At 63.9% G+C, this 26,035-nt stretch carries 22 protein-coding genes and 1 tRNA gene; 16 read left to right on the forward strand and 7 right to left on the reverse strand.

Annotated elements, in window-relative coordinates; genetic code table 11:
• Nucleotides 1-67 precede the first annotated feature (67 nt).
• A complete protein-coding gene (locus tag U5805_RS06515; protein WP_322102639.1) occupies nucleotides 68-595 on the reverse strand; it encodes a chromate transporter in 528 nt (175 codons plus the stop codon).
• Entirely contained in the window at nucleotides 592-1,194 is a 603-nt protein-coding gene (locus U5805_RS06520; protein ID WP_322102640.1) for a chromate transporter, read from the reverse strand. The genes U5805_RS06515 and U5805_RS06520 overlap by 4 nt, the downstream gene beginning before the upstream one ends.
• 99 nt (nucleotides 1,195-1,293) lie before the next feature.
• On the opposite strand from U5805_RS06520, the gene U5805_RS06525 reads away from it, so the two are divergent.
• Entirely contained in the window at nucleotides 1,294-2,250 is a 957-nt protein-coding gene (locus U5805_RS06525; RefSeq protein WP_322102641.1) for a transcriptional regulator GcvA, read from the forward strand.
• Between the two features lie 37 nt (nucleotides 2,251-2,287).
• Here U5805_RS06525 and U5805_RS06530 read toward each other — a convergent pair whose 3' ends face one another.
• Nucleotides 2,288-3,049: a TIGR00730 family Rossman fold protein gene (locus tag U5805_RS06530; protein WP_322102642.1), complete on the reverse strand. Its 762-nt coding sequence runs from the start codon at nucleotides 3,047-3,049 to the stop codon at nucleotides 2,288-2,290.
• Between the two features lies 1 nt (nucleotide 3,050).
• Here U5805_RS06530 and polA point away from each other — a divergent pair, with 1 nt between their 5' ends.
• The 3 genes from polA (at nucleotide 3,051) to U5805_RS06545 (ending at nucleotide 8,262) form a co-directional block, all read left to right on the forward strand.
• Nucleotides 3,051-5,858, forward strand: coding sequence for a DNA polymerase I (polA, locus tag U5805_RS06535; protein ID WP_415914553.1), 2,808 nt, complete (start codon nucleotides 3,051-3,053; stop codon nucleotides 5,856-5,858).
• 97 nt (nucleotides 5,859-5,955) lie between these two features.
• Nucleotides 5,956-7,344 (forward strand): NAD(P)/FAD-dependent oxidoreductase, encoded by a 1,389-nt coding sequence (locus U5805_RS06540; protein ID WP_322102643.1) that lies wholly within the window; start codon nucleotides 5,956-5,958, stop codon nucleotides 7,342-7,344.
• Between the two features lie 45 nt (nucleotides 7,345-7,389).
• The gene (locus U5805_RS06545) at nucleotides 7,390-8,262 is read left to right on the forward strand and encodes a dienelactone hydrolase family protein (protein WP_322102644.1); all 873 of its coding nucleotides are present in this window, start codon (nucleotides 7,390-7,392) and stop codon (nucleotides 8,260-8,262) included.
• Nucleotides 8,263-8,301: 39 nt separating this feature from the next.
• Here U5805_RS06545 and U5805_RS06550 read toward each other — a convergent pair whose 3' ends face one another.
• A complete protein-coding gene (locus tag U5805_RS06550; RefSeq protein WP_322102645.1) occupies nucleotides 8,302-9,180 on the reverse strand; it encodes a sulfurtransferase in 879 nt (292 codons plus the stop codon).
• 146 nt (nucleotides 9,181-9,326) lie between these two features.
• Nucleotides 9,327-10,433 carry an aromatic ring-hydroxylating dioxygenase subunit alpha gene (locus U5805_RS06555; RefSeq protein WP_322102646.1) on the reverse strand — a complete coding sequence of 369 codons (1,107 nt, stop codon included), beginning with the start codon at nucleotides 10,431-10,433 and terminating at the stop codon, nucleotides 9,327-9,329.
• 298 nt (nucleotides 10,434-10,731) lie between these two features.
• Between U5805_RS06555 and U5805_RS06560 the strand changes: the two genes are divergently transcribed.
• The 4 genes from U5805_RS06560 (at nucleotide 10,732) to folE2 (ending at nucleotide 14,868) form a co-directional block, all read left to right on the forward strand.
• Nucleotides 10,732-11,034, forward strand: a complete 303-nt coding sequence (locus U5805_RS06560) for an exodeoxyribonuclease VII small subunit (RefSeq protein WP_322102647.1) — start codon at nucleotides 10,732-10,734, stop codon at nucleotides 11,032-11,034.
• A complete protein-coding gene (locus U5805_RS06565) occupies nucleotides 11,031-11,912 on the forward strand; it encodes a farnesyl diphosphate synthase (RefSeq protein WP_322102648.1) in 882 nt (293 codons plus the stop codon). Before U5805_RS06560 ends, U5805_RS06565 begins: the two co-directional genes overlap by 4 nt.
• Nucleotides 11,913-12,003: 91 nt before the next feature.
• Nucleotides 12,004-13,908, forward strand: coding sequence for a 1-deoxy-D-xylulose-5-phosphate synthase (gene dxs, locus U5805_RS06570; RefSeq protein ID WP_322102649.1), 1,905 nt, complete (start codon nucleotides 12,004-12,006; stop codon nucleotides 13,906-13,908).
• A gap of 153 nt (nucleotides 13,909-14,061) precedes the next feature.
• Nucleotides 14,062-14,868, forward strand: a complete 807-nt coding sequence (folE2, locus tag U5805_RS06575; protein ID WP_322102650.1) for a GTP cyclohydrolase FolE2 — start codon at nucleotides 14,062-14,064, stop codon at nucleotides 14,866-14,868.
• A gap of 97 nt (nucleotides 14,869-14,965) precedes the next feature.
• Here the strand turns inward: folE2 and tsaD are convergent, their stop codons facing one another.
• Nucleotides 14,966-15,994: a tRNA (adenosine(37)-N6)-threonylcarbamoyltransferase complex transferase subunit TsaD gene (gene tsaD / locus U5805_RS06580; RefSeq protein WP_322102651.1), complete on the reverse strand. Its 1,029-nt coding sequence runs from the start codon at nucleotides 15,992-15,994 to the stop codon at nucleotides 14,966-14,968.
• A gap of 148 nt (nucleotides 15,995-16,142) precedes the next feature.
• On the opposite strand from tsaD, the gene U5805_RS06585 reads away from it, so the two are divergent.
• The 8 genes from U5805_RS06585 to U5805_RS06620 all read left to right on the forward strand — a co-directional run bounded on the left by U5805_RS06585 (nucleotide 16,143) and on the right by U5805_RS06620 (nucleotide 24,875).
• Entirely contained in the window at nucleotides 16,143-17,369 is a 1,227-nt protein-coding gene (locus tag U5805_RS06585) for an NAD(P)/FAD-dependent oxidoreductase (RefSeq protein ID WP_322102652.1), read from the forward strand.
• 70 nt (nucleotides 17,370-17,439) lie between these two features.
• Nucleotides 17,440-17,652, forward strand: a complete 213-nt coding sequence (gene rpsU, locus U5805_RS06590) for a 30S ribosomal protein S21 (RefSeq protein WP_158952615.1) — start codon at nucleotides 17,440-17,442, stop codon at nucleotides 17,650-17,652.
• 169 nt (nucleotides 17,653-17,821) lie between these two features.
• Nucleotides 17,822-18,268: a GatB/YqeY domain-containing protein gene (locus tag U5805_RS06595; protein WP_322102653.1), complete on the forward strand. Its 447-nt coding sequence runs from the start codon at nucleotides 17,822-17,824 to the stop codon at nucleotides 18,266-18,268.
• 114 nt (nucleotides 18,269-18,382) lie between these two features.
• On the forward strand, nucleotides 18,383-20,266 hold the full coding sequence (dnaG, locus tag U5805_RS06600; RefSeq protein ID WP_322102654.1) for a DNA primase: 1,884 nt from the start codon (nucleotides 18,383-18,385) through the stop codon (nucleotides 20,264-20,266).
• 148 nt (nucleotides 20,267-20,414) lie between these two features.
• Nucleotides 20,415-22,811 (forward strand): RNA polymerase sigma factor RpoD, encoded by a 2,397-nt coding sequence (gene rpoD / locus U5805_RS06605; RefSeq protein WP_322102655.1) that lies wholly within the window; start codon nucleotides 20,415-20,417, stop codon nucleotides 22,809-22,811.
• 139 nt (nucleotides 22,812-22,950) lie between these two features.
• A tRNA-Ile gene (locus tag U5805_RS06610) sits at nucleotides 22,951-23,038 on the forward strand.
• A gap of 327 nt (nucleotides 23,039-23,365) precedes the next feature.
• Nucleotides 23,366-24,139, forward strand: coding sequence for a DUF72 domain-containing protein (locus U5805_RS06615; RefSeq protein WP_322102865.1), 774 nt, complete (start codon nucleotides 23,366-23,368; stop codon nucleotides 24,137-24,139).
• A 523-nt stretch (nucleotides 24,140-24,662) separates the two neighbouring features.
• Nucleotides 24,663-24,875 (forward strand): hypothetical protein, encoded by a 213-nt coding sequence (locus tag U5805_RS06620; RefSeq protein ID WP_322102656.1) that lies wholly within the window; start codon nucleotides 24,663-24,665, stop codon nucleotides 24,873-24,875.
• Between the two features lie 166 nt (nucleotides 24,876-25,041).
• Here U5805_RS06620 and gcvA read toward each other — a convergent pair whose 3' ends face one another.
• Nucleotides 25,042-25,944 carry a transcriptional regulator GcvA gene (gene gcvA / locus U5805_RS06625; RefSeq protein WP_322102657.1) on the reverse strand — a complete coding sequence of 301 codons (903 nt, stop codon included), beginning with the start codon at nucleotides 25,942-25,944 and terminating at the stop codon, nucleotides 25,042-25,044.
• Nucleotides 25,945-26,035: the final 91 nt, after the last annotated feature.

Here is a 26,035-nt window from a genome sequence, read left to right on the forward strand (position 1 = left end):
AAGCCGGCGAAAGCCGGCTTTTTTATCGCGCGTGCAACGCATTCGGCGGTGCGCTAACGCCTCCGGCTCACTGCCCGAATCCCGTCAAGCCGATCAGGCTCCCCGCGCCCAGCAGCCACAGCGGGTGAATCTTCGTGCGGAACGCAAGCACCGCGCACGCGCCCGTAATCGCCCAGGCGATCCACGAAGGATCGGAGGCGCGCGCGATCAGCACGGCGCTCGCGGCCACGAGCCCCGCCGTCACCGGCACGAGCCCTTTTTGCGCGACGCGCCGCCACGGGCGGTCCTTGAAACGGTCCCACGCATGCAGCGCGGCAACGGTCACGAGCGACGAAGGCCCGAACTTCGCCAGCGACGTCACGAACATGCCGGGCCAGCCGGCCACGTGCCAACCCACCAGCGTGACGATCATCATGTTCGGGCCGGGCGCGGCCTGCGCGAGCGCGAACAGCGCGCTGAATTCGCTCGCGGGCATCCAGTGATGCACCTCGACGACCTGGCGCTGCATCTCCGGCAGGATGGTGTTGCCGCCGCCGAACGCGAGCAGCGAAAGCTGGCTGAAGATCGTGGCCAGCGCAACGAGCGTGGCCGTCATGGCGCGTCTCCGGCGTGCTTGCGCGCGGCGCGCGCCGCGATGGCGATGCCGACGGGCGTCAGCACCAGCATGGTCGGCAGAAGCGGCACGCGCAGCACCGCGATCGCCGCGAAGCCGAGCGCGGCCACGGCCGCCGCCGCCGGTTCGCGCCGCAGCGGCAGAATGATCTTCAACGCCATCGAAATCAGTAAGCCGGCCGCCGCCGCCGCCAGTCCGACAAACAGATGCCGCACGTGCGGATCGTTCTGCGTGCGCTCGTACAGCACGCCAAGGCCGATCACGACCAGCGAAGGCCCCGCGATCAGCCCGAGAATGCCGGCGAGCGCGCCGCGCCAGCCGTGAAAGCGCATGCCGATCGCCACCGAGAGATTGATGACGTTGCCGCCCGGCAGGAACTGGCACAGGCCGAGCAGGTCGGTGAACTCGCTGGCGGCAAGCCAGCGGCGCTGCTCGACGATCGCGCGGCGCGCGAGCGGCAGCGCGCCGCCGAACGAGGTGAAGCCAAGGCCGAGAAAGCCGAGAAATATTTCGCGCACCGTGGGCGTGTGCAGGCCGGCCTCGGCGCCGGTGCTGGCGGGGAAAGCGGTGTGTTGTGTCATGGCGATAAGAACCTCTGAGGCAAGCTGCGAGGTTAGCGCCGATCGCGCGCGCGGCAAAACGATTTTTCAGGCGGCGCTTTGTGATCTACACTCACAAGGATGGCTCGCTCACTTCCTCCCTTTCCCGCGCTGCGGGCGTTCGAAGCCGCTGCACGGCACAACAGCTTCACCGCCGCGGCCGCCGAACTTCATGTGACTCACGGTGCAATCAGCCGGCAGGTGGCCGCGTTCGAGGCGTGGGTCGGCGTGCAGGTGTTTCATCGGCATGGCAAACGGGTCGCGCTCAGCGACGCGGGGCGCCGCTATTTGACCGCCGTGCAAGCCGCCTTCGACGACATCGCGCGCGCAACGCAGCAGTTGCGCGATACGGGCGTCGTTCACGTTTTGCGCGTGAATGCGCTGCCCACCTTCGCGATGAAATGGCTCTTGCCGCGCCTTTCGCAGTTTCAGCGGCTCGCGCCCAACGTGGAGCTGCGTTTGTCCACGTCGAATGCGCCCGTCGAAACGCTCGAGGGTTTCGACGTGGCCGTGCGGCGCGGTCCGGCGCATTGGCCCGATTGCGAAGCTGGCCATTTTCTCGACGAAACGGAACTGCCCGTGTGCAGTCCCGCGTTGCTCAAGCGTGCGCCGATTCATCAGCCGGGCGATCTCGCGCGTCACGTTTTGCTGCATTCGGATACGCGTCCCGATGCGTGGCGCAACTGGCTCGCGGCGGCCGACGTGAAAGCGAAGTGCCGCAAGAAGCAGTCTTTCGATCACTTCTATCTGGCGTTGCAGGCGGCGGTGGACGGATTGGGCGTGGCGCTCGGGCCGTTGCAGTTGCTCGACGACGAATTGGCGTCGGGGCGCCTCGTGGCGCCGCTGGCGGGACCGCAGCATCATGCGCGCGGCTATTGGTGGGTGGCGCGCCGCGAAGTTGCGCAGGCGCCGCTCGTCATGCAGTTTTGCCGCTGGCTGGAGGAGCAGGCGGCGCAAGGGGAAAAAGACGAAAGAGCGGAAAAAGCCGAATCCGCGAACGGCGATCGCGTGTACGAGCGCACACGCGATCCCGCTTGATGCCTGCTTGATGACTGCTTGATGCCTGCCCGGTGTCTTAGAGGTAGAACATGCGGTCGTCGTCGGAGTCGCGGTCCTCGATTGCCGGCTTTTCCTTCCCGCCTTCCTCGCCTGCGTCCTCGTAGAACTTCAGCACGGCTTCGAGCACCTGGTCCGGGTCGTCGATCACCTGCATCAGGTTCATGTCCTCGGGATTGATCAGGCCCATCGGCACGAGCGCGGTGCGGAACCAGTCGAGCAGGCCGGTCCAGAATTCGCCGCCCACGAGAATGATGGGCACGTGACGCGACTTCTTCGTTTGAATGAGCGTGAGCACTTCGGCGAGTTCGTCGAGCGTGCCGAAGCCGCCGGGCATGACGATCACCGCGTCGGAGTTCTTCACGAACGTGACCTTGCGCGTGAAGAAATGCCGGAACCGCAGGGAAATGTCCTGCCATTGATTGCCGGACTGCTCGTGCGGCAATTCGATGTTCAGGCCCACGGAAGGCGACTTGCCCGCGTGCGCGCCCTGGTTCGCCGCTTCCATGATGCCGGGGCCGCCGCCGGAGATGACGGCGAAGCCCGCGTCGGAGACTTTTCGTGCGATTGTGGTGGCGAGCTGGTAGTACTTCGAATCGGGTTTCAGGCGTGCGGAGCCATAGATGCTGACCGCTGGCCGGATCTCGGACAGGTACTCGGTCGCCTCGATAAACTCTGCCATAATCGTGAACATCTGCCACGATGCGCGCGCCTTCTTGGCCGTTGCGCGCTCTTGATCTGCGAGTGAACGCAGACTCGGAATCACTTTTCTCTTGTCCATAATGCCTGAAGAACTACGCGTGAATACAACCCTGCAGCAACAAGCCGGGCTGGAAGGTAAGACCCTGCTGCTGGTCGACGGTTCTAGCTATCTCTATCGGGCCTTCCATGCGATGCCGGATCTGCGCGGTCCTGACGGCGAGCCGACGGGGGCGCTCTACGGCATGATCAACATGCTGCGCCGCATGCGCAAGGACGTTACGGCAGAGTATAGCGCGTGCGTGTTCGATGCAAAGGGCAAGACGTTCCGCGACGACTGGTATCCCGAGTACAAGGCGAATCGCCCTTCCATGCCCGAGCCGCTCGCTGCACAAATCGAGCCCATTCACGTGGCCGTGCGCTCGCTCGGCTGGCCGTTGCTCATGATCGAAGGCGTGGAAGCCGACGACGTGATCGGCACGCTCGCCTGCCAGGCCGAAAAGCTCGGCATGAAGGTGATCGTTTCCACCGGCGACAAAGACCTCGCGCAACTGGTCACGGATCACGTCACGCTCATCAACACGATGACGAACGAAACGCTCGATCGCGAAGGCGTGATCGCGAAGTTCGGCGTGCCGCCCGAACGGATCGTCGACTATCTCTCGCTGATCGGCGATACGGTCGACAACGTGCCCGGCGTGAACAAGTGCGGCCCGAAAACGGCGGTGAAGTGGCTCACGCAATACGGCTCGCTCGACGGCGTGATCGAACATGCCGACGAAATCAAGGGCGCCGTGGGCGGCTATCTGCGCGACGCGCTCGAATTCCTGCCGATGGCGCGCAAGCTCGTCACCGTGGAAACGGCGTGCAATCTCGAACCGCATCTGGAGTCGATCGAAGCGTCGCTCGCCACGCGCCCCGAAGCGCGCGAGGAATTGCGCGACATCTTCGCGCGTCACGGCTTCAAGACCTGGCTGCGCGAAGTGAACGAAGCCGCGCAGCAAAGCGAAACCGTGCCGGCCGCCACGAGCGGCGACGTGCCCGAGAAAGACGCCAACGTGCAGCCCGCTTTGTTCGTCGAAGCGCCGCGCCATTACGAGACCATTCAAACGTGGGAGGTGTTCGACGCGTGGCTCAAGCGCATCGAAGCCGCCGAACTCACGGCGTTCGACACCGAAACCACGGCGCTCGATCCGATGGTCGCGAGGCTCGTCGGCGTGTCGTTTTCCACGGAGCCCGGCGTGGCCGCGTATTTGCCGCTCGCGCACCGTGGGCCGGACGCGCCCGATCAACTGCCGTTCGACGAAGCGATCGCGCGCCTCAAGCCGTGGCTCGAAAGCGAGCGGCACAAGAAGGTCGGCCAGCACCTCAAGTACGACGAACAGGTGCTGGCGAATTACGGCATCGCGCTGAACGGCGTCGAGCACGACACGCTGCTCGAATCGTACGTGCTGGAATCGCATCGCACGCACGACATGGACAGCCTCGCGCTGCGCCATCTCGGCATCAAGACGATCAAGTACGAGGAAGTCGCGGGCAAGGGCGCGCAGCAAATCGGTTTCGACGAAGTGGCGCTCGACAAGGCGGCCGAATACGCGGCCGAAGACGCCGACGTCACGCTGCAATTGCATCGCGCGCTGTATCCGCAGATCGCGCCGGAAAAGGGCCTCGACTACGTGTATCGCAGCATCGAGTTGCCCACTTCACGCGTGCTGCGCACGATGGAGCGCAACGGCGTGCTGATCGACGCGGAACGCCTCGAAAAGCAAAGCGCCGAAATCGCGGTGCGCCTGATCGAACTGGAGCAGCAGGCATACGCGCTCGCGGAAGGCGAATTCAATCTCGGCTCGCCCAAGCAGATCGGCCAGATCTTCTTCGAAAAGCTGAAGCTGCCGGTCGTGAAGAAAACCCCCAGCGGCGCGCCTTCCACCGACGAAGAAGTGCTGCAAAAACTCGCCGAGGATTATCCGCTGCCGAAGCTGCTGCTCGAACATCGCGGGCTTTCCAAGCTCAAGTCCACGTACACGGACAAGCTGCCGCGCATGGTCAACGCGCAAACGGGCCGCGTTCACACGAACTATGCGCAGGCCGTGGCGGTCACGGGGCGGCTTGCGTCGAACGATCCCAACTTGCAGAACATTCCCGTGCGCACGGGCGAAGGCCGGCGCATTCGCGAGGCGTTCATCGCGCCGCCGGGCTGCAAGATCGTGTCCGCCGACTATTCGCAAATCGAGCTGCGCATCATGGCGCATATTTCGGGCGACGAAGCATTGCTCGGCGCGTTCGCGCGCGGCGACGACATTCACCGCGCCACGGCCGCCGAAGTGTTCGGCGTGACGCCGCTCGAAGTGTCGAACGATCAGCGGCGCATCGCGAAGGTCATCAATTTCGGCCTGATTTACGGCATGAGCGCGTTCGGGCTCGCGTCGAATCTCGGCATCACGCGCGACGCGGCGAAGCTTTATATCGACCGCTATTTCGCGCGTTATCCGGGCGTGGCGCGTTACATGGACGAAACGCGCATGGACGCCAAATCGAACGGTTACGTCGAAACCGTGTTCGGCCGCCGCCTGTGGCTGCCCGAGATCAACGGCGGCAACGGTCCGCGCCGCCAGGCCGCCGAGCGCGCCGCCATCAACGCGCCGATGCAGGGCACGGCCGCCGACCTCATCAAGCTTTCGATGATCGCGGTGCAGAAGTGGCTCGACGAGAGCGGCATCGGCACGAAGATGATCATGCAGGTACACGACGAACTCGTGCTCGAAGTGCCGGACAGCGAGCTTTCGGATGTGCGCAAGCGCCTGCCCGAGTTGATGTGCTCGGTGGCGCAGCTCAAGGTGCCGCTCGTCGCCGAAGTGGGCGTGGGCGCGAACTGGGAGGAAGCGCACTGAGCACGTGAGCGCCCTGGCGCGGCCGCGCACGCAAGAGGTTGCGGCGCGCTTTGTGCGCAGCGTTCGTCCATCGTCATTCGACATGCACGGAGAAGCTATGCATCGGTTTATCGTTGTGGGTGGGGGCGCGGGCGGGCTGGAACTGGCCACGCGTCTTGGCGACCGTTACGGCGAAACGCGCGCGAAGCGCGGGCGGCCGCGCGCCTCGATCACGCTCGTCGACCGCTATCCGACGCATATCTGGAAACCGCTGCTGCACGAAGTCGCGGCGGGCAGCATGGACCCGTTCACGCATCAGCTCGAATACGCGGCGCAGGCGCGCTGGCACGGCTTCGAGTTTCAGCAGGGCGATCTCACGGGCCTCGACCGCGCGGCCAAACGCATCACGCTCGGCCGCGTGTTCGACGAGGACGGCGCGGAAATGCTGCCCGAGCGCACGCTCGAATACGACACGCTCGTGATCGCCATCGGCAGCACCACGGCATTTTTCGGCGTGCCGGGCGCGGCCGAAAATTCCATCGCGCTCGATACCGTCGAGCAGGCCGAACGCTTTCGCAAGCGCTTGATCGCCGCGTGCGTGCGCGCCGAGCATCAGGCTTCGGAGCGCGTCGCGCCGGACGCCGCCGCCGATGTGCCCCCTATCGCGCCCAACGCGCCCAACGTGGCCGCTGGCGGCGAGCCGCGCGTGCAGGTGGCCATCGTCGGCGCGGGGGCGACGGGCGTGGAATTGTCGGCGGAACTGCGCAACACCGCGCAGGTGCTCTCGGCGTATGGGCTGCACAATCTCGACCCGCGTCACGACGTGGGCATCGTCGTGATCGAATCGGGGCCGCGCATTCTGCCCGCGCTGCCCGAGCGCGTTTCGTCGGCCACGGCGGAACTGATGACCAAGCTCGGCGTGCGCATTCTCACCGGCGAGCGCGTGACCGAAGTCGCGCCCGGCGTCGTGCGCACGGCAAGCGGCAAGGCGTTGCGCGCCGACCTCACGGTGTGGGCGGCGGGCATCACCGCGCCCGGCGTGCTCGCGAAGCTCGACGGCCTTGCGGTCAACCGCATCGGCCAACTGGTCGTGCGCCGCACGCTGCAAACCGAAACCGACGACAACATCTTCGCGCTCGGCGACTGCGCGGCCTGCGAATGGCCCGGCCACGAACGCGGCGTGCCGCCGCGCGCGCAGTCCGCGCATCAGCAGGCCACGTTTCTGTTCAAGTCGTTCGGCGATTTGCTCGCGGGGCGGCCGCTGCCCGAGTTCACCTATCGCGACTTCGGCTCGCTCGTGTCGCTCGGGCACTTCAGCGCGGTCGGCAGTCTGATGGGCGGTTTGATCGGCGGGAATATGCTGATCGAAGGCCTGTTTGCGCGCTTCATGTACATGTCGCTGTACCGCCTGCATATTGCGGCGCTGCACGGCTACGCGCGCATGATGCTCGACACGTTCGCGCACTGGCTGCGCCGCACCACGCTGCCGCGCGTGAAGCTGCACTGAGCGTTTGTCCCTTGGCAGGTTCGTCCTTTATCGAGGAGCGTCAGCATGCTGAAACCCGAAGTCGATAGTCTCGTGCCGCACGTGCCGTTCGACCGGCGCACGTTCATCAAGGCGGCGCTCGGCAGCGGTTTTGCCGCGGCCGTGCTGCCGGTTTCGGCGCAAACCATCCACACGGACAGCGAAGGGCTGGAGGCCGGCGAGATCGGCTTTCAGTCGAACGGCACGCTGATTCCCGCGTATCGCGCCCAGCCGCGCGGCAAGACGCATCTGCCGGTCGTCATCGTGATTCACGAGATTTTCGGCGTGCATGAACATATCGCCGACGTATGCCGCCGCTTCGCGAAGCTCGGCTACATGGCGATCGCGCCGGACCTGTATGTGCGTCAGGGCGACGCCTCGGTGTATCCGACGATCCAGCAGCTCAACGAGCAGCTCGTGAGCAAGGTGCCCGACGCGCAGGTGCTCGGCGACATCGACGCGGCCGTGGCCTGGGCCGGCCAGCATGGCGGCGACACGCGGCGGCTGGGCATCAACGGTTTTTGCTGGGGCGGGCGCATCACGTGGCTGTACGCGGAACACAATCCGCGCGTGAAAGCGGCCGTGGCGTGGTATGGCCGTGTGGCGGGCGATCGCACGCCGAACACGCCGCAGAATCCGCTCGACCTCGCGGGCAATCTGCAAGTGCCGGTGCTCGGCCTTTACGGGCGCCAGGACAACAGCATTCCGCAGGACACGCTGGAGCAGATGAAAGCGGCCATCGCGCAGGGGCCGCAAGGCGGGCGCGGCTCGCAGTTCGTCGTGTACGACGACGCGGCGCATGCGTTTTTTGCCGATTACCGGCCGAGCTACCGCAAAGCCGACGCCGAAGACGGCTGGAAGCGCGCGATTGCGTGGTTCAAGGAGCACGGCGTGGCGTGACGCCGTGCTGTTGCTCGATGCCGGTTTTTCGGGCGGGGCTTACGGATTCGGCCCCGTCGCGACGGGGCGTGACGGATCGGCGCTCCATTCGCTCCACGAGCCGGGGTAGAGCGCCGCGCCGTGCAGCCCGGCGATCTCCATCGCCAGCGCGTTATGGCATGCGGTCACGCCCGAGCCGCATTGCAGCACCACGTGTTCGGGCGTCGTGCCGGGCAACAGCGCGGTGAAGTCCTCGCGCAGCGCGTGCGCCGACTTGAAGCGGCCGTCCGGCGTGAGATTGTCCTTGAAGAAGCGATTGCGCGCGCCCGGAATGTGGCCGCCTATCGGGTCGATGGTTTCGTTTTCGCCGCGATAGCGGTCGGCGGCGCGCGCATCGACCACGGTGAGTTCGCGCGCCGTGAGGTTGCGCATGACCGCTTGCGCGTCCACCGTCACCTGGAGCGGCGCGCCGGCCTTGAAGGTGCCGCGCGCGGGCGTGGGCACGTCGCGCGTGAGCGGAAAGCCGGCGGTTTCCCACGCTTGCAGACCGCCGTCGAGCACCGCCACGGAGTCGTGGCCGAGCCAGCGCAGCAGCCACCAGAGGCGCGCCGCGTACGAGCCGCCCTGCGCGTCGTAAGCCACCACTTGCTGACCTTCGTTGAGCCCGCGCAGCGCGAGCGTGGTCACGAGCGCGGAACGGTCCGGCAGCGGATGCCGGCCGTTCTTGCCCGTTTTCGCGCCCGAAAGATCGCGGTCCAGATGCAGATACTGCGCGCCCGGCAAGTGGCCGAGCGCGTAAGCGGTTTCGCCGGCCGCGGGATCGACGAGATCGAAACGGCAATCGAACACGAGCACGCTGCCCGGCGCCGCCGTCAGGCGTTCGTGCAGATTGTCGGACGAGATGAGCGTGGTGTAGTGCGTATGGTGGACGTGGGACATGGCGGCTCCTTGAATCGTGCGCGGCCGCCCGCGTGCGCGCGGCGGCCCGGTGCCGTCAGTCTAAACAAAAAGACGGGCCGAAGCCCGTCTTTCCTTGCCGCCCTCGCGCCGCGTTCGAACCGCCGCGCGGGTGTTCGCCGTTGCGCTCAGATCGGCCCAAGCTCGCGGCGCAGGAACTCGTGGAAGTGCTGCATGCCGTCTTCCATCGGGCTCTGGTACGGGCCGACTTCGGACTCGCCGCGCTCGTAAAGCGCGCGGCGGCCGGCGTCCATGCGCTCGGCGATCTCGTCGTCTTCCACGGCCGTTTCCATATAGGCGGCGCGTTCCGCCTCGACGAATTCGCGCTCGAACAGCGTGATTTCCTCGGGGTAATAGAACTCGACGATATTGGTCGTTTTCTGCGTGCCGTTGGGGACGAGCCACGACACCACGAGCACGTGCGGATACCACTCGATCATCAGATTCGGGTAGTACACCATCCAGATCGCGCCGAACTCCGGCGGCACGCCGTTACGGAAGCGCAGGACTTCGTCGTGCCACTTGCGGTACGTGGGGCTGCCGGGCTTGCCGAGCTGGCTGTGGATGCCCACCGTCTGCACGCTGTACCACTCGCCGAACTCCCACTTCAGGTCGTCGCAGGAGACGAACTGGCCGAGACCGGGGTGAAACGGCACGACGTGGTAATCCTCCAGATAGACCTCGATGAAGGTCTTCCAGTTGTAATTGCACTCGTGGATCTCGACGTGATCGAACATGTAGTCCGTGAAGTCGAGATGTTTGGCCGGACCGAGGCGGGCGAGATCGCGCGCGACGTCGCGCCCCGCCGTTTCGAACAGCAGGCCGTTCCACTTTTGCAGCGGCGTGTTGTTGAGGTTCAGGCAGGGCTTGTCGGCGAAATGCGGCGCGCCGAGCAGTTCGCCCTTGAGGTCGTAAGTCCAGCGATGCAGCGGGCATACGATGTTGTCTGCCGAGCCGCGACCGTTTAGCATGATGGCCTGGCGATGACGGCAGACGTTCGAGAGCAGCTCGATCTCGCGGCTCTGGTTGCGAACGAGCACGCGGCCTTCTTTTTCGCCGGGCAACGCAAAATAATTCCCCGCTTCCGGCACCATCAGCTCGTGCCCGACGTAACGAGGACCTTTCTGGAAAAGCGTGTCGATTTCGCGCTTGAGAAGCGCTTCGTCAAAATAAGCGGTGACTGGCAGCTGGCTGTGGATAGACTTCAGCTGCAATGCATTGCTCAGATTGGACATTCCCACTCCCGATGAAGACGTGAAAGCAGTGAACAACCCAACCATCGAAAATTCGATTTAGGGAGCCGGCGATTATACCCGGTTTACCCGATGTAGGGGGCAGCTAAGTCACTGATTTCCGCACGAATTGTGTCGGGAAAATGTCCGATTCATGAAAATTCGGCGCCGAATGGCGAAATCGCGATGCCGCCGCCGTGGGGCCGTGTTTTCGCTCGAAACGACCCTCGCGCCGGCGAGCGGTTCGAAAGGTCTGCTTTTGCCGTAGAATGTCCGCCTTGTTTCATTCTGGCGACGACTCATGGCGAAATCCGCAAGAAACGACGGTGCCGCAACGGCCGGCACGGCCGAAGCCGAAGCGCTCCCCGAGAGCTACGAGGCGGCGCTCGCGGAACTCGACGGGCTCGTCGCGCGCATGGAAGGGGGCAGCCTGAGCCTCGAAGACTCCCTGGCTGCGTACCGCCGCGGCGCCGCGCTGGTGCGTTTCTGCCAGCAGCAGCTCGAAAAGGTTGAACAACAGGTGCGCGTGCTCGACGGTGAAACGCTGCGGCCCGTGCCCCTCAATACGACAGACTCCGCTGCGGGCGGAGACGACGATCTATGACATTTGACCAATGGACCCGGCAGGTGCTCGACCGGGTCGAAAGCGCGCTCGATCACTATTTGCCGGCTGCCGGCGTGCAGCCGGCGCCGCTGCACGACGCCATGCGCTACGCCGTGCTGGGCGGCGGCAAACGCGTGCGCCCGTTGCTGTGCCACGCGGCGGGCGAACTCACGGACGCCGCGCCCGAGGCGCTCGACGCGGCGGCCTGCGCGCTCGAAATGATCCACGTCTATTCGCTCGTCCACGACGACATGCCGTGCATGGACGACGACGACCTGCGCCGCGGCAAGCCCACGGTACACGTCAAATATGACGAACCGACGGCGCTGCTCGTCGGCGACGCGCTGCAATCGCAGGCTTTCATTACGCTGACGTCGGACGCCGTCGCGGCCACGCGCCAAGCGCCGCTCGTGCGCGAACTCGCGCTGGCGAGCGGCTCGATCGGCATGGCCGGCGGCCAGGCGATCGACCTCGCGAGCGTCGGCCACGCGCTCACGCGCTCCGAGCTGGAAACCATGCATCGCCTGAAAACGGGTGCGCTGCTGCGCGCCTCGGTGCGCATGGGCGCGCTCGCGGGCGAAGCGCCCGCGGCGCAAACGCTCGCGGCGCTCGATGCCTACGCGGCGGCCGTCGGGCTCGCGTTCCAGGTGGTGGACGACATTCTCGACGTGACCGCCGACTCGGCTACGCTGGGCAAGACCGCCGGCAAGGACGCGAAAGACGGTAAGCCGACCTACGTGTCGATCATCGGCCTCGATGCCTCGCGCGCCCTCGCGCAGCAGTTGCGCGCCGACGCGCATGCCGCGCTCGAACCGTTCGGCGCACGCGCGCAGCGCCTCGCCGAACTCGCTGACCTGGTGGTGAACCGGGTGAGCTGACCGCGCCAACCCGCCCGCGCGCACGACGCGGCACGCCGCGTCATGTGCAGAAAAAGTGCGGGAGCGCCAGTTTTCCTACAATGGAACGACGATGTACGACTTGCTGAAAACCATTGACGACCCGGCGGATCTGCGCCGTCTCGATCGCCGACAGTTGCAACCGCTTGCCGACGAACTGCGTGCCTTCGTTCTCGAAAGCGTCTCGCAAACGGGCGGCCACCTGTCGTCCAACCTCGGTACGGTCGAACTGACGATCGCGCTGCACTACGTGTTCGACACGCCGCGCGACCGCATCGTCTGGGACGTGGGCCATCAGACGTACCCGCACAAGATCCTGACCGGCCGCCGCGACCGCATGCCCACGCTGCGCCAGCTCGACGGCCTTTCGGGCTTTCCGAAGCGCGACGAATCCGAATACGACACCTTCGGCACGGCGCATTCGAGCACGTCGATCTCGGCGGCGCTGGGCATGGCCATCGCGAGCAAGCTCAAGGGCGAAAACGCCATGGGCATCGCCGTGATCGGCGACGGCGCGATGACGGCCGGCATGGCGTTCGAGGCGATGAACAACGGCGGCGTGGAAGACGACGTGCCGTTGCTCGTCATTCTCAACGACAACGACATGTCGATTTCGCCGCCGGTGGGCGCGCTCAATCGCCATCTCGCGCGCCTGATGTCGGGCCGCTTCTACGCCGCCGCACGCGCGGGCGTGGAGCGCGTGCTGCGCCATGCGCCGCCGGTGCTCGACCTCGCGCGCAAGCTCGAGGAGCACGCGAAGGGCATGATCGTGCCGGCTACGCTGTTCGAGGAATTCGGTTTCAACTACATCGGCCCGATCGACGGTCACGACCTCGATTCGCTGATCCCCACGCTGCAAAACATCAAGGAACTGCGCGGCCCGCAATTCCTGCACGTGGTCACGAAGAAAGGCCAGGGCTACAAGCTCGCCGAAGCCGACCCGGTGCTCTACCACGGCCCCGGCAAGTTCAATCCGGCCGAAGGCATCAAGCCGTCCACGGCGCCTTCGAAAAAGACCTACACGCAGGTGTTCGGCGAGTGGCTTTGCGACGCCGCGGAACTCGATACGCGCGTGGTGGGCATCACGCCGGCCATGCGCGAAGGCTCGGGCCTCGTCGAATTCGAGAAGCGCTTCCCCGATCGTTACTTCGACGTGGGTATCGCCGAGCAGCACGCGGTGACGTTCGCAGGCGGTCTTGCCGCCGAGGGCATGAAGCCCGTGGTCGCCATCTACTCGACCTTCCTGCAACGCGGCTACGACCAGTTGATTCACGACGTGGCGCTGCAAAACCTGCCGGTGGTGTTCGCGATCGACCGCGCGGGTCTCGTGGGCGCGGACGGCGCGACGCACGCGGGCGCCTACGATCTCGCGTTCATGCGCTGCATCCCGAACATGATGATCATGGCGGCGTCCGACGAAAACGAGTGCCGCCAGATGCTTTACACGGCGCTCCAGCAGGATTGCCCGACGGCCGTGCGTTATCCGCGCGGCGCGGGCACGGGCGTGGCCACGGTCAAGCAAATGGCCGCGCTGCCGGTAGGCAAGGGCGAAGTGCGCCGCGAAAGCAATGCGCCGGCGGGCAAGCGCGTGGCGATCCTCGCGTTCGGCACGATGGTCGCGCCGTCGCTGGCCGCGGCCGAAACGTTCGACGCCACCGTCGCCAACATGCGTTTCGTCAAGCCGATCGACGCGGAACTCGTGAAGCAGCTCGCCGAAACGCACGACTATCTCGTGACGGTCGAGGAAGGCTGCATCATGGGCGGCGCGGGTTCGGCCGTCGTGGAATCCCTGCTTGAAAGTGGGGTTATCAAGCCCGTACTACAATTGGGCCTCCCCGACCGCTTCATCGATCACGGCGACCCGGCGAAGCTGCTGGCGGGCTGCGGCCTGGACGCGGCAGGCATCGCGAAGTCGATCCGCGAGCGCTTTCTCGATCAATCGGCGGCGGCCGGAAAATCGGTGATGCGCGTCGCTTGAGGCAGGCGCCCGACAGTTCGGGCGGCTCGTTCAAGGGTCCATTTCACATTGAACCGGCGGACGGGTTTTCCACCCGCGCACCGCCAGACAGCGCCGGCTCTTGCCGGCGTTGCCATTTGCGCGCCGTATCCGGCGCGGCTTGAGGACAAGAACATGAATCAGATGAACCCGGCCTTCGTGATGCCGGACGTGCAAAGCTCCGTCGATACGCGTCAGATTCCGATCCAGCGCGTGGGCGTGAAGGGCGTGCGCCATCCGCTCACGGTCAAGACGGGCGCGGGCGACGTCCAGCCGAGCGTCGGCACGTGGGATCTCGACGTTCATCTGCCGGCCGACCAGAAAGGCACGCACATGTCGCGCTTCGTCGCGCTGCTCGAAGAGAACAAGGCGCCGCTCGATCCGGCCACGTTCCGCGCGATGCTGGCCTCGATGCTCGAAAAGCTCGAATCGCAGGCGGGACGCATTGCCGTGTCGTTCCCGTATTTCGTGAAGAAGGTCGCGCCGGTGTCGGGCGTGGAAAGTCTTCTGGACTACGAAGTGACGCTTGCGGGCGACGTGCGCGGCGGCCAGACGCGTCTGTTCCTCAAGGTGCTGGTGCCGGTCACGAGCCTGTGTCCATGCTCGAAGAAAATCTCGCAATACGGCGCGCACAATCAGCGCTCGCACGTGACGATCGACGCTGAATTCGACGGCAATCTGGCCGTGGAAGACCTGATCCGTGTTGCGGAAGAAGAAGCGTCGTGCGAACTCTGGGGTCTGCTCAAGCGCCCCGACGAGAAGTTCGTGACCGAGCGCGCGTATGAAAATCCGAAGTTCGTGGAAGACCTCGTGCGCGACGTGGCCGTGCGTCTGAACGCGGATTCGCGTGTGCTCGCCTACACGCTGGAAGCCGAGAATTTCGAGTCGATCCACAATCACAGCGCCTATGCCGTGATCGAGCACGACAAGCGCGCGGCGTGATTCAAGCAAGCGCAAGCCGAAAAAAAGCCGCCTGAAAAGGCGGCTTTTTCGTTGATGGGCGCGCGCGATACGCAATACGCGATATGCGATAGCGCCGTTATCGCTGCGCGAGCGCCGTCAAATCCCAGCGCGGCTTCACCGTGAACGCGTAGTCGCGCGTGGCTTGTTCAGGCCAACGCTGCAAGCGCAACGCGCCCGCGAGCGCAATCATCGCGCCGTTGTCGGTACACAGCGAGAGATCGGGGTAATGCACCTCGAAGCCCCGCTTCTTCGCCGCCGCCGAAAGCGTCTCGCGCAACTGCTTGTTCGCGCCCACGCCGCCCGCCACCACGAGGCGCTTCATCTTCGTTTTCTTGAGCGCGGCGAGCGATTTCGCGGCCAGCACTTCCACGGCGGCGTCGACGAAACCGCGCGCGATGTCGGCCTTGGCCTGCTCGCAGATATTCGCGCCGAGCTTCTTCACCTGCGTGAGCACGGCCGTTTTGAGGCCGCTGAAGCTGAAATCGAGATCGCCCGAGTGCAGCATCGGACGCGGCAGCTCGACCGCGCCCGGCGTGCCGAATTCGGCGAGACGCGAGACTTCCGGGCCGCCCGGATAGCCGAGGCCGAGCAGTTTGGCGGTCTTGTCGAAGGCTTCGCCGGCGGCGTCGTCGAGCGTTTCGCCGAGCGTTTCGTACACGCCCACGTCGGTCACGCGCATCAGTTGCGTGTGGCCGCCCGAAACCAGCAGCGCGACGAACGGAAACGGCGGCGGCGCGTCCACCAGCAGCGGCGAAAGCAGATGCCCTTCGAGATGATGAATGCCGACGGTAGGCCGGTTCCACGCCATCGCGAGCGCGTTGGCGATGCTCGCGCCCACGAGCAGCGCGCCGGCGAGGCCGGGGCCTTGCGTGAAGGCGATCGCGTCGATGTCGGTGCGCGTCGCGCCGCTTTTCTCGAGCACTTCCTCGAGCAGCGGCAGCGCGCGGCGGATATGGTCGCGCGAAGCGAGTTCGGGCACGACGCCGCCGTACTCGCGGTGCATGGCGATCTGCGAATGCAGCGCGTGCGCGAGCAGGCCGCGCTCGCTGTCGTAGAGCGCGAGGCCGGTTTCGTCGCAGGAGCTTTCGATGCCGAGAACAAGCATGGTGTGGCGCGCAACGGTCGCGAAAGCGCCGCGAATCGTCGCTAAATCGAGGTAAAAGGGAAGCCTGAAAGTATAACAGCGCGCGCGACGGCCGGCTGAACGCGGCGAAGCGCGTGAGCGACGCCGCCGCGCAGGTAGAATGCGCGCCATGGAATCTTTCGATATCGCCGTGATCGGCGCGGGCGCGGCCGGCATGATGTGCGCGGCGGTGGCTGGCCAGAAGGGGCGCCGCGTGGCGTTGATCGACCACGCGCCGCGCCTCGCGGAAAAAATCCGCATCTCCGGCGGCGGCCGCTGCAATTTCACCAATCTGCACGCGAGCCCGGCCAATTATCTGTCGAACAACACGCATTTTTGCCGCTCGGCCCTGGCGCGCTACACGCCGCGCGACTTTCTCGCGCTGCTGCGCCAGCATCGCGTGACGTGGCACGAGAAGCACAAAGGCCAGCTTTTTTGCGATCAGTCGAGCGATGCGATCATCGACGTGCTGCGCGCCGAATGCGATGCGGGCCATGTGGCGTGGCGCCGTCCGCTGCCTGTCGAAGCCGTGGGTCATGCCGATGGCGCGGGCTTCACGCTCGGCACGCCGCAAGGCGAGATTCGCGCTCGCGCGCTCGTGATCGCGACCGGCGGCCTGTCGATTCCGAAGATCGGCGCGACGGATTTCGCTTATCGCATCGCGAAGCAGTTCGGCCACAAGCTTGTCGACACGCGCCCGGCGCTGGTGCCGCTCACGTTCGCGCAGGACGAATGGGCGCCTTACGTGCCGCTCGCGGGCGTGTCGCTGGAAGTGAACGTGGCGACGGGCGAGCGCAAGAGCGGCGGCGCATTCGACGAAGATTTGCTGTTCACGCATCGCGGGCTCTCGGGGCCGGGCGTGCTGCAAATTTCGAGCTACTGGCAGCCGGGCCAGCCGATTCGCGTGAACCTGCTGCCGGAGCGCGACGCCTCGGCCGCATTGATCGAGGCGAAGGGCGCGACGAAACGCCAGATCGGCAATCTGCTCGCCGAATGGGTGCCCGCGCGTCTCGCGCACGCGTGGCTCGAAACGCATCGGGTGAGCGCCGACGCGCGCCTCGCCGATCTGCCCGACAAGACGCTGCGCCGCATCGGCGAAGGGCTCGCGCAGTGGACGCTCACACCCATCGGCACGGAAGGCTACAAGAAAGCGGAAGTCACGCGCGGCGGCGTGGACACGCGCGAGCTTTCGTCGTCGACGCTGATGAGCCAGCGCGTGCCCGGCCTCTATTTCGTGGGCGAAGCGGTGGACGTCACGGGCTGGCTCGGCGGCTACAATTTTCAGTGGGCGTGGGCTTCGGGCGTGGCTGCCGGCGAGGCCGCCGCGGACTTCGCGAGCGCCGCGCGCAAGGCTTGACGATGGTCTGGCCTTGTGTCAGGCCCTCTGCTAAACTCGGATTTCTTTACCTCCGATCCGTTATTGGAAAATGACGACCATCCGCGTAAAAGAAAACGAACCTTTTGAAGTGGCCATGCGCCGCTTCAAGCGCACGATCGAGAAGAACGGTCTGCTAACCGAGCTTCGTGCGCGTGAGTTTTACGAGAAGCCTACGTCGGAGCGTAAGCGCAAAAAGGCAGCGGCGGTAAAGCGCCATTTCAAGCGCCTGCGTGGCCAGATGCTGCCGAAGAAGCTGTACTGATTCCGGCGCCGCTGCCTTATTAAGTTGGACCCGGCGGGGCTTGCGGGCTTCGTTGCAGCGGCTGCCAACTCTGGTGTGGTCGCAACCAGGTCAAATTAGCGCCGACCCGCCTGGAAACGCTTCCAGGCGGGTTTTTGCATTCCAGCAACCCAACGCATTCAGGTGAGTGATGAGCCTCAGAGACCAGATCAACGACGACATGAAGGCCGCAATGCGCGCCCGCGAAACCGAGCGCCTCGCCACGATTCGTCTGCTGCTCGCCGCCATCAAGCAACGCGAAGTCGACGAGCGCATCACGCTCGACGACGCGGGCGTCACGGCCGTCATCGACAAGATGATCAAGCAGCGCAAAGACTCGATCAGCCAGTTCGAAGCCGCCGGCCGTAACGATCTCGTCGAAAAGGAAGCCGCCGAGTTGACCGTGCTTGCCGCCTACATGCCCGCGCAGCTTTCGGACGCCGAAATCGCCGCGGAAGTGCAGGCCGCTGTCGCGCAAGTGGGCGCGGCGGGCCCGCAGGACATGGGCAAGGTAATGGGCGTGCTCAAGCCGAAGCTGGCGGGCCGTGCCGACATGACCGCGGTTTCGGGCCTCGTCAAAGCCGCGCTCACGAAGTAAAGGCACGCTACACGAAGTAAAGGCGCGCGGCGTTTCGCACCGTTTTCGGGCCGCGCCGCACGGCTCGTTGCCGCGCGCCGCGCGCAACCGCGCTCAACGGGCGCACAGGCCTTCATGATTCCGCATTCTTTTTTGCAGGACCTGCTCAACCGCGTCGATATCGTCGACGTGGTGGGCCGCTACGTGCAGCTCAAGAAGGGCGGCGCGAATTTCATGGGCTTATGCCCGTTCCACAACGAAAAAAGCCCGTCGTTCACGGTCAGCCCGACGAAGCAGTTTTATCACTGCTTCGGCTGCGGCGCGCACGGCACGGCCATCGGCTTTCTCATGGAGCACGCCGGGCTCTCGTTTCCCGAAGCCGTGGAGCAGCTTGCGCAGTCGGTCGGGCTTTCGGTGCCGCAGGAACCTTCGCCGATGCGCGGCAGCGCCGGCGGCGGTGCGGGCGCTTCCGGCGGCTATTCGCCGGGCGTGTCGAAGGCGGTGTCCACGGCGCTTTCCGACGTCATGCAAACGGCTTGCGACTATTACCGCAAGCAGTTGCGCGGCGCGCCCAACGCCATCCAATACCTCAAGAAGCGCGGGTTGACGGGCGAGATCGCCGCGCGCTTCGGCCTCGGCTACGCGCCGGACGGCTGGCAGAACCTCGAATCCGCGTTCGAGAATTACCGCGACGATCTGCTTGTCGAGTCGGGTCTCGTCATCGTCAGCGAAAAGCAGGATGCGCAGGGCCAGTCGCGCCGCTACGACCGTTTTCGCGACCGGGTGATGTTTCCCATTCGCAACGTCAAGGGCCAGGTCATCGGCTTTGGCGGACGCGTGCTGGACGGCGGCGAGCCGAAATATTTGAATTCGCCGGAAACGCCGCTATTTAACAAGGGCAGCGAGTTATACGGGCTGTTCGAGGCGCGGCTGGCGATTCGCGAGCAGCGTTATGTGCTGGTGGTCGAAGGCTATATGGACGTGGTCGCGCTGGCGCAACTGGGTTTCCAGAACGCCGTGGCCACGCTGGGCACCGCGTGTACGCCCATTCACGTGCAGAAGCTCATGCGTCAAACCGACACGGTGATCTTCAGTTTCGACGGCGATTCGGCGGGCCGCCGCGCGGCGCGGCGCGCGCTGGACGCGTGTCTGCCGCATGCCGCCGACAACCGCACGATTCGCTTCCTGTTCCTGCCCGCGGAACACGACCCGGACAGCTACGTGCGCGAATTCGGCACGGAAGCGTTTTCGGAGCAGGTGGAGCGCGCCATGCCGCTCTCGCAGTTCATGCTGAACGAAGTGCTGGCGGAAAAGGAGCTGGATCAGCCGGAAGGCCGCGCCCGCGCGCTGTTCGACGCGAAACCGCTGTTGCAGGCGCTGCCCGCGAACGCGTTGCGCGCGCAGATCATGCACATGTTCGCGGACCGGCTGGACGTGCCGTTCGAGGAAGTGGCGGCGCTGTGCGAGGTGGACGCGCGCATTGCCCAGGCGGCGCGCCAGGCGCCCGCGCGCAAGGACCGGCACCTCGTGACCGGGCTGGAACGCAAGGCGCTGCGCAATCTCGTGATGCATCCGCGTATTGCGGCGCAGCTCGACGAAGAGTCGGAGAAGGCGCTTATCGGCTTGACGCGCCACGGCGAGCTGTTCGAGGAGGTGGCCACCCACGCGCGCGCACTCGGCGACGCGGCGGAATTTCAGCTTCTTTCCGACTTGCTGAGAAATGGGGCCAATGCTCCTACGTTCGAGGAGATTTTTCGAGAAATTCTGGACTATGATGAAAACGTTCGGGATCTACTGATGAAAAACCCGGAGGACGGCACTGCGGTGGAGGAGCGCCGCGAGCAGGAACGGCTCGTCAGCGAGGAATTGAAAGCGGCAATCCTGAAAATGCGTTACGACGCTTGTTGCGAGCGGTTGGACGCGCTTTCGCGGCAGTCGCGCCACACGCCGGAAGAAATTGCGGAATTGACGTCGTTGAGTCAGACGCGGGCTGAAATGAAGCGTCAGCTCGGTCTGTAGGGGAAGGCCGCAGGAAGGGTCATTTTTTCTGCGTGCTAAAATAACAGGTTTTCAGCGGTTTGTTTTTGTTTTTCCGGGGGGGCGCGTAGGGTGGTAGGCCGGGTTGGGGTAACCGGGCGTGTCCAGTCTCCAGCAAGGGCGGAATGCAATGGCAAAGACTATGGGCGGGAAAAAGGCGGCAGGCAAGGGCTCGACGGAGCCGACCACTGAGGTCGAACAGGCCAGCGCCGCCAGATCCCCTCGTTCGTCAGGAAAAGCGCCGAGCACCCGTTCCGACCCGGCATCCCGGAGGAAGTCCATGGCTGCTTCGGCTGCGAGAGCGGCGCCTGTACGCGCGGCGAAAGCCGCTACGCAACCGGCAACGAAGCGGTCCGGTTCGAGAAGTGCAAGGGAAGTGCCTGCCGTCGCGGACGATGCGGCAGAGCGCGAGGCTCACGTATCCACGGTTCAAGAGGCTGTTGTCCAGCAGCCGCGAGTCGAGACTATAGCCGGTACGGCGAACTCCATGACGAAAAAGCTGAATGAAGTACCCGTCGATGACGAGGCAACCCAGAGCGAAGAGAGCGCACCCGCCGCCAAGGAGAAAACCTCCCGCGCGCGCGACCGGCGAGCGAAGGAAAAGGCGCTGCTGAAGGACGCTTTCGCGTCGTCGCAGCCCGGCACCGTCGAGGAGCTGGAGGAGCGGCGCACCAAACTGCGCGCGCTCATCAAGCTCGGCAAGGAGCGCGGCTTCCTCACGTATGCGGAAATCAACGATCACCTCCCGGACAACTTCACGGAAACCGAGGCGATCGAAGGCATCATCAGCACGTTCAACGACATGGGCGTGGCCGTCTACGAACAGGCGCCCGACGCCGAAACGCTGCTGCTCAACGACAACGCGCCCAACGCTTCTTCCGACGACGAAGTCGAAGAAGAAGCCGAAGTCGCGCTCTCGACCGTCGACTCCGAATTCGGCCGCACGACCGACCCCGTGCGCATGTACATGCGCGAAATGGGCACGGTCGAACTGCTCACGCGCGAGGGCGAAATCGAAATCGCCAAGCGTATCGAAGACGGCCTCAAGCACATGGTCATGGCGATCTCCGCGTGCCCGACCACCATCGCCGACATTCTCGCGATGGCCGAGCGCGTCGCCAACGACGAAATCCGCGTGGACGAACTCGTCGACGGCCTGATCGATCCGAATGCCGAAGATACCGACGGCTTCGACGCGAAGCAGGCCGAAGAAATCGAAAACGAGGACGAAGAGGAAGAAGAGGAAGAAAGCGAGGAAGAGGAAGAAGAGGACGACGGCGCGGCGCAGGCGACGGCCAACGCGGCGCAGCTCGAAGCCTTGAAGCGCGCTTCGCTCGAAAAATTCGGCTTGATCAGCGAGTGGTTCGACAAGATGCGCCGCGCGTTCGAGAAGGAAGGCTACAAGTCGAAGTCCTACCTCAAGGCGCAGGAAACCATCCAGAACGAGCTGATGTCGATCCGCTTCACGGCGCGTACGGTGGAGCGTTTGTGCGACACGCTGCGCGCGCAGGTGGACGAAGTGCGCCAGGTCGAGCGCCAGATCTTGCATACGGTGGTCGACAAGTGCGGCATGCCGCGCTCGGAATTCATCGCGCGTTTTCCGGGCAACGAAACCGACCTCGACTGGTCGGAGAAGATCGTCGCCGAAAGCCACTCGTATAGCGCCATTCTTTCGCGCAACGTGCCGGCGATTCGCGAACAACAGCAGCGCCTGCTGGACTTGCAGGCGCGTGTGGTGCTGCCGCTTAAGGACCTGAAGGAAACCAACCGCCAGATGGCGGCCGGCGAACTGAAGGCGCGTCAGGCGAAGCGCGAAATGACCGAGGCCAACCTGCGTCTCGTGATTTCGATCGCCAAGAAGTACACGAACCGCGGCCTGCAATTCCTCGATCTGATTCAGGAAGGCAATATCGGTTTGATGAAGGCGGTGGACAAGTTCGAATATCGCCGCGGCTACAAGTTCTCGACTTACGCAACGTGGTGGATTCGTCAGGCCATTACGCGTTCGATCGCGGACCAGGCGCGCACGATCCGCATTCCGGTTCATATGATCGAAACGATCAACAAGATGAACCGCATCTCGCGTCAGATTTTGCAGGAAACCGGTCTTGAGCCGGACCCGGCAACGCTGGCGGAAAAGATGGAGATGCCGGAGGACAAGATCCGCAAGATCATGAAGATCGCGAAGGAGCCGATCTCCATGGAAACGCCGATAGGCGACGACGACGATTCGCATCTCGGCGACTTCATCGAGGACAACAACACGGTGGCGCCCGCCGACGCCGCGTTGCACGCCTCGATGCGCGACGTGGTGAAGGACGTGCTCGATTCGCTCACGCCGCGCGAGGCGAAGGTGTTGCGCATGCGCTTCGGGATTGAAATGAGCACGGACCACACGCTCGAAGAAGTCGGCAAGCAGTTCGACGTTACGCGCGAGCGTATTCGCCAGATCGAGGCGAAGGCGCTGCGCAAGCTGCGTCACCCGAGCCGTTCGGACAAGCTCAAGTCCTTCCTCGAAGGCAATTGAGGCAGATGCAGGTTTAATGCGCGGAAGTCTCGCGCTGGATGGCCAGGCCGGTCTGCTTTCGTGTAGTATATCGGCCTGTCGTCAAAAAGCCCGGCCTTTGGGTAGACCGGGCTTTTTTATTGACCGCAGGAAATATCGTGGGCCGGACGCCGTGTTGGTTGCAGGCAGCGGACTCATAATCCGCCTCCGAAAGGACGTCGTCGGTTCGAACCCGACCCGGCCCACCATTCTCCATTCCTTCAAGTTTTCCGGGGCGTTCTGCGCCGTTAAACATAAAGTGGCCATTTAGGCACGTTATGCTTTATCGGGCGATCGGCCTCTCAGGCTGACCCTTTCTCGGCTCGCCGAAGCGACATTCCAAATCGAGCCGAACGCTCGGCGGTTTGCCACCGGAAGCGTGAGCGTTTCTTTCGGCTCCTCGAAGGGCCTCGTTATCTACAAGCGCGACGGGAGCAGGCATGGCGCGGCAGCGCGTTCTATGCTGAAATGCATTTCACGCTCGAACCCGCCGATTGACCGATACTGACGCCAGTACGCTGCTGTTCGGAAAGCCCATGACCCCTGCGAGGCATCGCGAAAATTCATCCGCTGCATGGCCGATCCGTATCGGATGCGCCGGATGGAGCTTGTCGTCAAAGGTAGCGCAGCGGTTTCCGGGTCAAGGTAGTCATCTCGAGCGGTATGCGCAGGTCTTTTCTTCGGTCGAAATTGACACGTCGTTCTACCGCCGGCACCAGCCCAAAACGTATGCCCGCTGGGCGGCAAGCGTGCCCGATGCCTTTCGGTTCTCCGTCAAGCTGCCACGGGCGATCTCGCACGAGCTGAGATTGCGCGATGCCGATACCGCCACCAGCGAATTTCTGGCGGACATTGCGCCGTTGGGCAAACATCTGGGATGCCTGCTGCTTCAGTTGCCGCCCAGCCTCGCACTGGACGAAGCCACGGCCCGGCATTTCTTCGCGCAACTGCGCGGCCTCACGGACGCGCGTATCGTTTGCGAGCCGCGCCATCCGACATGGTTTTCGCAAGCAGGCGCCGACACGATGAAAAGCGCTGGAATTGCCTGCGTACATGCTGATCCGTCGCCCGTGCCCGGTGGCGCGGAACCGGTGGGCGATCCGCATACCTTGTATTTCCGTTTGCACGGCTCGCCCGAAGTGTATTACTCGGCCTACGACGAGCCGTTCATCGAGGCGATGGCTGCGCGGATCACCGAGGCCCGAAGCGCGGGTTGCGAAGTCTGGTGTATTTTCGACAATACGGCTCGCGGCGAGGCCGTTCCCAACGCACTCACGTTATTGGAGAAGCTGCACAAGACGGTTATCTAAAGATGGTTGCGGGCACAACGTGTTATGCGCGATTGCCCTGAGGCAGCCGTCTGCGTCTTTCGCCGTTGCCGACGTTTTTTGTGCGGACGCGGTATTGATTTTTCGGCATTGCCTGTAATTGATGGGGCTTTAATATCGAATTTGGACGACAGAAAAAGTAGATAAATAACTTAAAGCCGACTTGAGAAAATTTTAGAAAATTCATACTCTGCGATATCTCGCTACAATGATCGCCATCGCCGGCTGTGCAAGATACAGTGTCGGTCATTTCCAAAATTACTCGCCGCTCCTCAGCCGAATAACGTCGTCCAAGACGTGAATATGCCTTTTCCCTCGTTAAACGTTGACGCCGGTTAAATCACTCACGCCCAACGTTTCCCGGCGACGCTGTACTATCGACAATCGCTGTTTGGCTCATCGCCAGCTTCCCGCCGCGAATATTTGCTCTGAATGAATGGCAAATCCAATACGTGCCCGACCGGCGCGTTTCTCGCTGCGGATGTGTTTTCTGGAGGCATGCGTCATGGAAGTTATTCCGGTTGCCGGTGACCTACTGGCAGCAATTCTGGTTCTTTCATTGTTTGCCGCGACGGAATGGAGCGCGAAAAACAATCTCCCGTCTGCGTTACGCGACGAATTTAAAAAGGTGATCGCAAATAATGGGATGGCAGGAAATCACCCGGCACGCATGCGCCGCGATCGCGATTCTCACGCTATTTATCGTCGTGGGTCGTAGCGCGTCGAGCAATCTGTATGACCGTCGCGGGCAAGCGGCAACCCGACGCTGAATCGGTTAATCGGCAAAGCGCCACGCCGCCGCGCAAGCGTTAGAGCAATGGCCTTTGCGATTTACGCCCCCTGCACGCGCGATTTTTACTCAGTCAGATTCCCTCGAACCCGGTTCACGGTGAGTCGCCGCGCATGTTGCCTTGGCGCTCGATCCACGCACGAAAAAGCGTGATGCATTCGGTATTCGCCTGATCGTCGCGCACATAAGTGCAATAGCTGCGCGACGGCAAGCGCGGGCCGCCGAATGGCGCCACGAGCCGGCCGGCCGCGAGATCGTCGGCAATGAGCGCAGTGGGGCCCATGGCAACGCCCATTCCGTCCACGGCAGCCTGTAGCGTCAAATAAAAATGATCGAGCGTGACAGTGGCCGCCGGCTGCAATTCGGCCAATTGCGCTTTGGCAAGCCAGTCGGGCCACAATCGCGGAAGGCTCGACGTATGCAGCAGGGTATGCCTTCGTAAATCGGCGGGCTCGTGAAGCGCAATACGCTGCAATAAAGCCGGGCTGCAAACAGGCAGGCGTTCTTCGGCGAGAAACGGCTGCATCGAATAGCCGTAAAACGTATCCGGGCCACCGCGAATCACGATGTCGTAAACCTCTTTGAGCGCATCGAGCGGTTCGTTCGACGTTTCGATCTTCAACACGACGTCGGGATGCGCCTGGCGAAAATGCGCGAGTCGCGGCACGAGCCAGCGCAGTGCGAATGTCGAGGGCGCGTTCAACGAAAGCGTGCGGGAAACGGGCGCCAAAATGCCGTATTGCTCCGTGGCTTGCGTGAGGCATTCGAATAGCGGCGTGACTTGCGCGAGATAGGCACTTGCTGCGGCGGTCAATATTACGCGGCGGTTATGCCGCTCGAACAACGCCGCGCCGAGCCACTCCTCCAGGGCGCGAATTTGCTGGCTCACGGCGCCGTGCGTGACATGCAGCTCGGTTGCGGCTTCCTTAAAGCTGCCGAGGCGGCCGGCGGCTTCGAAAGCGCGCAAGGCATTCAGCGGAGGCATGACCCGTTTCATAACATTCGTGCAATCGCACGTTAGATAAACTCACTCGGTTCCGCAATTTATCTCGTTTGTTGCCCATGAGCAAGATAGTTATTCTGATCAT

It is taken from the genome of Paraburkholderia sp. J41 (assembly GCF_905220235.1).
GTDB lineage: Bacteria > Pseudomonadota > Gammaproteobacteria > Burkholderiales > Burkholderiaceae > Paraburkholderia.

Coding starts and splice junctions, on each gene's coding strand:
- U5805_RS06515 (WP_322102639.1), bottom strand. CDS start 595: ATGACGGCCACGCTCGTTGCGCTGGCCACGATCTTCAGCCAGCTTTCG.
- U5805_RS06520 (WP_322102640.1), bottom strand. CDS start 1,194: ATGACACAACACACCGCTTTCCCCGCCAGCACCGGCGCCGAGGCCGGC.
- U5805_RS06525 (WP_322102641.1), top strand. CDS start 1,294: ATGGCTCGCTCACTTCCTCCCTTTCCCGCGCTGCGGGCGTTCGAAGCC.
- U5805_RS06530 (WP_322102642.1), bottom strand. CDS start 3,049: ATGGACAAGAGAAAAGTGATTCCGAGTCTGCGTTCACTCGCAGATCAA.
- polA (WP_415914553.1), top strand. CDS start 3,051: ATGCCTGAAGAACTACGCGTGAATACAACCCTGCAGCAACAAGCCGGG.
- U5805_RS06540 (WP_322102643.1), top strand. CDS start 5,956: ATGCATCGGTTTATCGTTGTGGGTGGGGGCGCGGGCGGGCTGGAACTG.
- U5805_RS06545 (WP_322102644.1), top strand. CDS start 7,390: ATGCTGAAACCCGAAGTCGATAGTCTCGTGCCGCACGTGCCGTTCGAC.
- U5805_RS06550 (WP_322102645.1), bottom strand. CDS start 9,180: ATGTCCCACGTCCACCATACGCACTACACCACGCTCATCTCGTCCGAC.
- U5805_RS06555 (WP_322102646.1), bottom strand. CDS start 10,433: ATGTCCAATCTGAGCAATGCATTGCAGCTGAAGTCTATCCACAGCCAG.
- U5805_RS06560 (WP_322102647.1), top strand. CDS start 10,732: ATGGCGAAATCCGCAAGAAACGACGGTGCCGCAACGGCCGGCACGGCC.
- U5805_RS06565 (WP_322102648.1), top strand. CDS start 11,031: ATGACATTTGACCAATGGACCCGGCAGGTGCTCGACCGGGTCGAAAGC.
- dxs (WP_322102649.1), top strand. CDS start 12,004: ATGTACGACTTGCTGAAAACCATTGACGACCCGGCGGATCTGCGCCGT.
- folE2 (WP_322102650.1), top strand. CDS start 14,062: ATGAATCAGATGAACCCGGCCTTCGTGATGCCGGACGTGCAAAGCTCC.
- tsaD (WP_322102651.1), bottom strand. CDS start 15,994: ATGCTTGTTCTCGGCATCGAAAGCTCCTGCGACGAAACCGGCCTCGCG.
- U5805_RS06585 (WP_322102652.1), top strand. CDS start 16,143: ATGGAATCTTTCGATATCGCCGTGATCGGCGCGGGCGCGGCCGGCATG.
- rpsU (WP_158952615.1), top strand. CDS start 17,440: ATGACGACCATCCGCGTAAAAGAAAACGAACCTTTTGAAGTGGCCATG.
- U5805_RS06595 (WP_322102653.1), top strand. CDS start 17,822: ATGAGCCTCAGAGACCAGATCAACGACGACATGAAGGCCGCAATGCGC.
- dnaG (WP_322102654.1), top strand. CDS start 18,383: ATGATTCCGCATTCTTTTTTGCAGGACCTGCTCAACCGCGTCGATATC.
- rpoD (WP_322102655.1), top strand. CDS start 20,415: ATGGCAAAGACTATGGGCGGGAAAAAGGCGGCAGGCAAGGGCTCGACG.
- U5805_RS06615 (WP_322102865.1), top strand. CDS start 23,366: ATGACCCCTGCGAGGCATCGCGAAAATTCATCCGCTGCATGGCCGATC.
- U5805_RS06620 (WP_322102656.1), top strand. CDS start 24,663: ATGGAAGTTATTCCGGTTGCCGGTGACCTACTGGCAGCAATTCTGGTT.
- gcvA (WP_322102657.1), bottom strand. CDS start 25,944: ATGAAACGGGTCATGCCTCCGCTGAATGCCTTGCGCGCTTTCGAAGCC.